The sequence below is a fragment of the Mesorhizobium sp. M2E.F.Ca.ET.209.01.1.1 genome (assembly GCF_004010375.2).
Taxonomy (GTDB): domain Bacteria; phylum Pseudomonadota; class Alphaproteobacteria; order Rhizobiales; family Rhizobiaceae; genus Mesorhizobium.
The window spans coordinates 1-345 of the sequence record NZ_SADP02000591.1 but is presented as its reverse complement, the minus strand read 5'-3'; the positions used below and the strand labels follow the sequence as shown (position 1 = coordinate 345).

The window sequence follows — 345 nt, the reverse complement described above, 5'->3', positions numbered from 1 at the left end:
GGACGGCGATAGCTGTCCCTGTGACAGGAACCGGTCGGCAATTCCACGCTGGTCGAGTACCTCGATGGTGCGTGCGTGCAGGCCACCCGCTCGCGAGCCGATGAGTTCCTGGTTGGGCCGCCGCTCGACAATGGCCACATCGACGCCCGCCAATGCGAGTTCGCCAGCCAGCATCAACCCGGTCGGACCGCCTCCGGCGATCACCACTGCACGGTCCCGACCTACTTGGCCTCTTGGCAACAATTCCGGCATTCGCCACTCCCGTTTCGGTTAACTTGGGTCGTGGTTTTACGGGAACAGCCAGGTCTTGCCGCAAGCCCCTTGTGCGCCATATGTATGAAATGG

At 62.3% G+C, this 345-nt stretch carries 1 protein-coding gene; it reads right to left on the bottom strand.

The genetic code is table 11. The annotated features are described in order from the left end of the window. Positions 1-252: FAD-dependent monooxygenase (locus EN852_RS37040; RefSeq protein ID WP_189546498.1), on the bottom strand; the 252-nt coding region annotated here is incomplete at its 3' end. Between the last annotated feature and the right edge of the window lie 93 nt (positions 253-345).